The 6,795-nt window shown below is 51.9% G+C and carries 4 protein-coding genes; all 4 read left to right on the top strand.

Features of this window, described 5'->3' with window-relative positions:
* Nucleotides 1-3,344, top strand: a 3,344-nt coding sequence (locus AK963_RS33525; protein ID WP_175404624.1) for a hypothetical protein, incomplete at its 5' end; no start/stop codon positions are given.
* Nucleotides 3,344-4,540 carry a hypothetical protein gene (locus AK963_RS23830; RefSeq protein ID WP_066017894.1) on the top strand — a complete coding sequence of 399 codons (1,197 nt, stop codon included), beginning with the start codon at nucleotides 3,344-3,346 and terminating at the stop codon, nucleotides 4,538-4,540. The genes AK963_RS33525 and AK963_RS23830, both read left to right, overlap by 1 nt.
* Before the next feature lie 3 nt (nucleotides 4,541-4,543).
* The gene (locus AK963_RS23825) at nucleotides 4,544-6,394 is read left to right on the top strand and encodes a hypothetical protein (protein WP_066017893.1); all 1,851 of its coding nucleotides are present in this window, start codon (nucleotides 4,544-4,546) and stop codon (nucleotides 6,392-6,394) included.
* An 85-nt stretch (nucleotides 6,395-6,479) separates the two neighbouring features.
* A partial coding sequence (locus AK963_RS23820) for a hypothetical protein (protein ID WP_066017892.1) occupies nucleotides 6,480-6,795 on the top strand: 316 nt, incomplete at its 3' end.

Below are 6,795 nucleotides of genomic sequence, written 5' to 3'. Positions count from 1 at the left end.
ATAACAATGACATTTATCTCGGCAGTCATTTGATCCTGACCGAGCCTCCCAAGGATAAGAATGTCTCGGTTTTGCTGTTCAATACCGACAGTCAGACCGATGAGCGTTTGGATGCCAGAGACAGAATCGAGAGTTATGTCGTCCCCGGCATTAAGGCATCTTGGGAGTTGGTCGGCGATCAGCTGGAAGGCCAGCGTGCCATTGTTGGCTATCAGCGTGAGGAATGGGCGGTTCCTGAAATTGGCGAGGTGTATAAGCTCACCACTCCCAACGGGCTAACGAGCCAGTTTATCCGTATTACCTCTGTTGACCATTCGGTGGTCACGTTCACCTATCACAACGGTTCAGAGTACGTCGATTTTAACCGGCGTAAGGTAGAAATGGAGATCAGTGCACCACTGGTGACTACCTTTACTGGAGCACAGCCGGTCCCCGGAGAACCGGAGGAAGAAACCAGCACCATTTATGGCACACAGATAGCCGATACCTCCCGTTACTATGGTATTCAGCCATTGAGTGCCAATGTGACCGCTGGCGACTTAACGGTTAAGGCCGAGAGCGTTTATGCACCATTGGTGCCGAGTGCCAAGGTGGAAAGCCCACTATTGGATCAATACGGTGGCTATACCGGAAAAACCATGGTAGCCACCGCTGGCACTACCCGTTCGGTCAGCTGCCGTTTTGTGAATATTACCGGCAACCAGAGCAGAACCTATGTCCAGCGTGGCGTTCTACCTAAAACCCTCTCTCTGTCGCTCGATGGTGGCACCTTTGAAGATGATGGTGCGGGAAATCTGCTCCATAAAAGCGGGACCAATAATTACAGCAAGCTAACCGTAGATTATGACCTCGGGGAGATTAACGTCTGGCGAGCGAGCAGCTATACCACGGCCACTGCCAATGCCACTTATCAGCCAGCCGTTGCCATTACCGGGGCTGCGATCAGTGGAGCTATCCCGATCACCAACCAGAACCGGGGCTTTAACTACACCCTGAATATGGCCGAGGCCAAGCCAAGACCGGGAACGCTGGTGGTCAGCTATATCGCCCTCGGCAAGTGGCAGGATATTCGGGATACTGGCGCAGGCCAGATGACCGGATCGGGAACCGGCACCATTATCTTTGCAACGGGATCGGCTGCGATCACCCTCGATGCGCTGCCCGACCCTGACAGTGCCATCGTATTCAGCTATGTAGCGCAGAATGACGATGAGGTCACCATCCGAACCGGCTCCGTGCCAGTGGATGATATGACCTTCCGCCATACCGTCGAGAAACCCGGCATCAAACCCGGCTCGATGACGGTGACGTATGTTTCCTCCGGCGAGAATAAAACCCTGACCGATCAGGCTAATGGTTTGCTGACAGGGGATGGTAATGGCGCTATTCACTACGCTCCCGGAGAGTTGAGCTTTAAGCTGGATTTTCTGCCGGACAGCGGCACCGAGATTCAACTGACCTATGAAGAAGGCACCAGTGCCGGTGGCGAGGTGATTGTCTCGGTGGATGGTCAGGGCGTAATGAGTGGCACGATTCCCGGTGCTCCACTGCTCCCAGGTTCTATCCAGCTGCAATTTCTGGTCGAGCAGTTGTCCAACGTGCCGAGCGAAACCAGAAACGAGGATGACTGGACTACCTATGAAACCACCCGGAACGTGGCCAAGCAGATCAGCGATGATACTGCCGGTGGCTGGCGTGGGGTGACAGGCAGCATTGATTACCAGACCGGGGCGTTTACCATTCTGGCGTTGGAGCAGTACTCCTATCCTGAATACGTCATCAAGCAGACGTTTAATGGTTACGTTCGAAAACTGGACGTGACCAACACCTCCAAAACCCAAACCTTCAACGGCAGCACCATTACTGCCATTGCACAGGCGAGCAACCTAGCTCATGCACCGTACAACGAGAATATCACCTCGCCAGAACTGACCATTGATCTGCTCCCTTTGATGGATAATACCGTCTTGCTTCCCGGCAGCGTGATCTTTGAATGGAACGGTGAAACCTATTTTGATCGGGACGGTTCTCTCTATAAAAACCTGAGCACTGAAACCAATGCCGGGGTTCAGGTCGGCAGGGTTGATTACAGCGGAGGCATGGCAACGCTGGCGAGCTATCCCGAAGGAACGGTCAATACGGCCACCATTCAGGCAGCGGCGACTATCGGCGTTGGCTTTAAGATTGATGCGGTCGCCTTCCGTACTCCCGGTGCTCCGATCCGTCAGGGCAGTTTGCAGCTGACAGCGGTTCGGGTGGATAACGGGGACATTATCACGGCAACGGCGGATTTTAATGGTGAGTTCAATACCGCAGAAGTGGTCGGAAAAATCGACGTAACCACAGGCTGGTGTGAGCTTCAGTTTACCGATGGCAGCTCTCCTGAAGAGAAGCCAATCTACGTTATCCCGCAGAGTGTTCGTTATAACTGTGTCGTAGAAACCAGCCTGCCCCTCGATGCTGAATTGATCGGGCTCGATCCGGTTCGTCTCCCTCCTGATGGACGGGTTCCTATCTATCGAGCCGGGGATATTGTGGTCATCAGCCACACGGCAAGCACCGATGCAGGTACACCAACGGCCGGTCAGGTAATCAACCTGGCTCGTGACCATCAGGCAGAAATCGTGGTGGAAGACAGCAGCGGGGCTCTGCTGGCCAGCGATCAATATACCGTCGATAGAGAGGCAGGAACCGTTACCTTTGCCGATCCGTTGAGCCTGATTGATGCTGGCAGCACCCCTCTGACTGCTCCATTCACCATTAAGGATCGGGTGGAGCATATGAGCGTTTTGAGCGATGTGCAGATCAACGGCGACCTTTCCATTATCTCTCCTGTACCTTGGGATTTACCCGCAACCGAAACCACGGTGAGCAGTGCGGTGGTTTATGGTGACCTGCAGGCCAGAGTGAAGAACTTTTTCAGTCAAAAAGTATGGGATAACGGCACTCCCAACTGGACAGATAATCGGGAAGGCGACCAGACAACAGCGCAATACAACACCATCAACTATCCGGTGGAAGTAACCAACAGGGGAGCCATATACGGAAAGTGGACAATTATCTTTACCAGCAGTACAGCCTTTCAGGTGGTGGAGGAAAAGCTCGGCATCATTGAAACCGGAAGCACGACCACGGACACATCACCGATGAACCCAGAAGCTGGCGTTCCTTATTTCACATTGAAAGCCGATGGTTGGGGCAGCGGTTGGGCGGTGGGTAATGCTATCCGTTTTAACACAGATGGTTGTCTGGCTCCGGTTTGGATTTGTCGGACGGTTCTCTCCGGTCAGGGAACGGAAAGCAACGACGATTTCACGCTTCAGATTCGGGGGGATGCTGACTAATGGCAGGTATATGGTTTAAGCCCGGAAATTTAGCGGCCAAGGCACAAACTGATTATCTCAATAACGGCTTAATGGAGGCCATGTACAGCAGTAATAAAATGGCATTCAGAGCCTCCATTATTGTTGATAGTTCGATGGCGGATAAAGTTGTTCAGGTAATGAGTATTCGCAGTGCATACAACGACTATGACAAAGGGAATGTGACCAACATAACCATTGAAAACGGCCTGCTTATTTTTAAGAGCTATGACAGTGGCACTATAAAAATGGACGCTGCGTGGGCTGAGGTTTTGCCTTTTGATACGGCCTTTGAATTAGAAGTCATTTTCGGAGGTCCCTATCCCTATATAGCTGCCAAAAAAAATGGGACAGCATTAACGGCAACCAAGCACACAGGAACGAATAATCATCAGATTTTTAACGGGAGCTATGAAGTGTTCCTTGGAGGTAACGAAAATCAGATACCGCAAGCCGAAGGCCTGATGTTTATACATGCTCAGTTATCCAACGATAACAATATTCCTGCTGACAATTATGCTTACTTTCTGGTTACCCGTTGGGATTGGGATTTCGAGGATGAAATACAGCCCTTCAAAATTGTGACCCGGCGAAACGGCACGATAAGCTCGCTGGATATGACGGTCACTTATCAGCCTGAAAATGTTGTGTGGACAAGCGGCAATACTCCGCCAGCGGATTCAGGCGGTGGTGGAGGCGGTGGCATCGTTGTCCCCGGAAACGGAAACACCACACAGGTGCAGGGCATCATTACCGAGAATGATTTACCTGTTGCTCGTCGAGTCTTTGCCATTACCGAAGCAGAACTTACCATTGCTGGCAGTCAGGAAACCACACAGGCGGTGCTATCAAACACCGTCAGCAGTGATATTGATGGAAGCTATACCCTCGACACCAGCCCTTATGAAGGGTCAGTCATGGTGATTGCTTCCGACGATTATGGCTTGGTTTGGCAGGCCGACACCGCTTATGCCGTGGGTGACGTGATCAGACCAGCTACCTTTCAGGGCTACGTCTACCACTGCACGCTTGCAGGAACGACCGGAAGCACTGAACCTGTCTGGTGGTTTGAAACCGACAGCAGCCAGAGTATCGGCACCGCACAATTTCAGGCAAAGCCATTCAGCCGACCATTGGCACACGGTCCGATTATTCCCACCATTATTCCAAGCGTATAACTCATGGCTTATGAAATCCCATCACCGATTGATTTCGCTTTCGGTCTTGATGCTTATGAGCCGGCTGCTGACTTTGGCTTTTACCCGACAGCGAAATACGCCTTTGTTACACCGCCTTCTGTTATTCGGTTTTATCAAGGTCACTGGCAGACGGGAGCAAACCGACAGCAGAAAAACACAGCGGTTTACTCCACCAGTCGGCCTGTTAGTACTTCCCGGTCGCAAAGTAGTCAGCAGGCAAAGCCTCTTGAAGCCGCTTCTTTCGGGCTTTATTGGGGTGATGTGACTAAAAAGGAAGTAAAGGTCAGTTTTAGTCATAGCATGAGCCAGAAAAAAGAAGCGATAAGTGGCGACCAATGGCAGCATACCGGGAACAGAGACAGTCAGCGGTCTCAGCGATGGGATCAGTCCATTCAGGCCACCGATGAGAAAAACCGAGATCACTGGAATCAGCCTTCAAACATAGACTGTGATCAATCCAGCCCATTCCGCCGAGTGGATGAATTTAGCCCTCCGCACCAGATAGACAAGTTCGGCTATCTGATACCGGGAGCAAGCCTGCTTAACTTTCGTTTTGCCGGTCAGCCTTATTCGCCCGAAGCGACTCCTGCGGTTTACTTCCGAATGGGGCGTAGGATTGAGGCCAAGGTTATTCAGCCGAGGGATAGTAAGCGTTCCTCCATCTTCCAAAGCAACCGAGCCGAGGATCAGCCAGTTATCCTGCCGTGGGGCTTCGGCCAGAAAGCCAAGGATGAGAGCGTTACCGGCAACTATGGCGGTGAGACCGACCCGAACATTATTGTTAAGCCGGAGCCAGAGCAGCCAGAGATCAGGGAGAGTTATCTGCTTATGAACATTATCACCACTGTCGTATTGCCTGCCCGGACACCGCTGGAACTGCCCTCAATGGAAATCAGTCTGGATATTGATAGCTTCTCATGGAGCTTTACCGGAGAACTGTGGGGCGCTTCCAATATCGCACTGGTGGAACCGGACGAGAACGGTCCAAAGCAGATCGAGGTGGATATCAACGGCTGGAAATGGATCTTCATTATTGAGCGTTACAGCACAAACCGACGGTTCGGGGATGAGCGTTACACCCTCTATGGCAGCAGTCGAACCCAACTGCTCGCAGCTCCTTATGCGCCGCAACGAAGCAAGAGCAACAGCGCCAACCTGAACGCTAAACAGGCCATTACCGAAGAACTGGCGAATACCGGATTCACGGCAATCTATCCCGATCTGAACGACTACAGCACACCCGATTGGATCATGCCCGGAGGATCATTCAGCTACCAGAACCAGACCGCAATGCAGGTTGTCGCCAAGATCGCTACCACCGCCGGATCGGTCATTATCCCAAGCCGTGATAACGACCAGGTGAGCATACAGCCCCGTTATCCTGCCAGCCCTTGGCATTGGAACACAGCGACGATGGACAAGATCGTTCCGGCGAGCATGGTCATTAGCTTGAGCGCCAACTGGCGACCGGAGCAGGCTTACAATGCGGTTTATGTTTCCGGCACCAATGCAGGCGTGGCGGTCAACGTCAAACGAACCGGCTCCAATGGAGATAACCCCGCTCCCGATATTCTCGAAGACTGGCTTACTGAAACGCAGGTCAATACCGAGCGTGGCCGAAATGAGCTCGCCAAAGGCGGCAACCAGAGCATTACCACCATCGAGCTACCTCTGACCGATACCAACACGGCACCCGGGTTAATTGAGCCGGGTATGCTGGTAGAGGTTCAAGATATAACAGGGGACTGGCAAGCCCTTTGTCTGGCGACCAGTATCAGTGCAAGTGGCGTGGGAACCGTTATTCAATCGGTTGATCTGGAAAGGCATTATTAAGGGGTGCTCGGTGCAGGGTACACCGGGACTTTATACACGCTGGATGCCTTATCTCGGCATCTAAATAATAGACGTCGAGGGGATTATGGCAACCACAAATATCTGGCAGCAATTCAAGGCGTTGATACCTGAAGGAGTGCGAGTAGTAGCAACTATTGCAGCCAACAACGGTAATGGCACCAGTCAGGCAACGCTCCGGGATGGTTCAGTGATTACAGTCAAGGGAGAATCAATTTCTGCCGGACAGATGGCATTTATACAGAATGGGGAGATAATACCAATCGCATTTTCTAAATCCTTAAGCTGCCGCCAACTATGCTTAGGCATCATTACCATGCATTATCTAGAACAGATGTCTCGTCGACCACAGCTACCCGAAGGTTTTAATGATGTTGATTTTC

The sequence above is a fragment of the Endozoicomonas atrinae genome (assembly GCF_001647025.1).
Lineage (GTDB): Bacteria > Pseudomonadota > Gammaproteobacteria > Pseudomonadales > Endozoicomonadaceae > Endozoicomonas > Endozoicomonas atrinae.
The sequence above is the reverse complement of the archived record's forward strand: the minus strand, read 5'-3'. Positions and strand labels throughout refer to the sequence as shown.

Coding starts and splice junctions, on each gene's coding strand:
- AK963_RS23825 (WP_066017893.1), top strand. CDS start 4,544: ATGGCTTATGAAATCCCATCACCGATTGATTTCGCTTTCGGTCTTGAT.
- AK963_RS23830 (WP_066017894.1), top strand. CDS start 3,344: ATGGCAGGTATATGGTTTAAGCCCGGAAATTTAGCGGCCAAGGCACAA.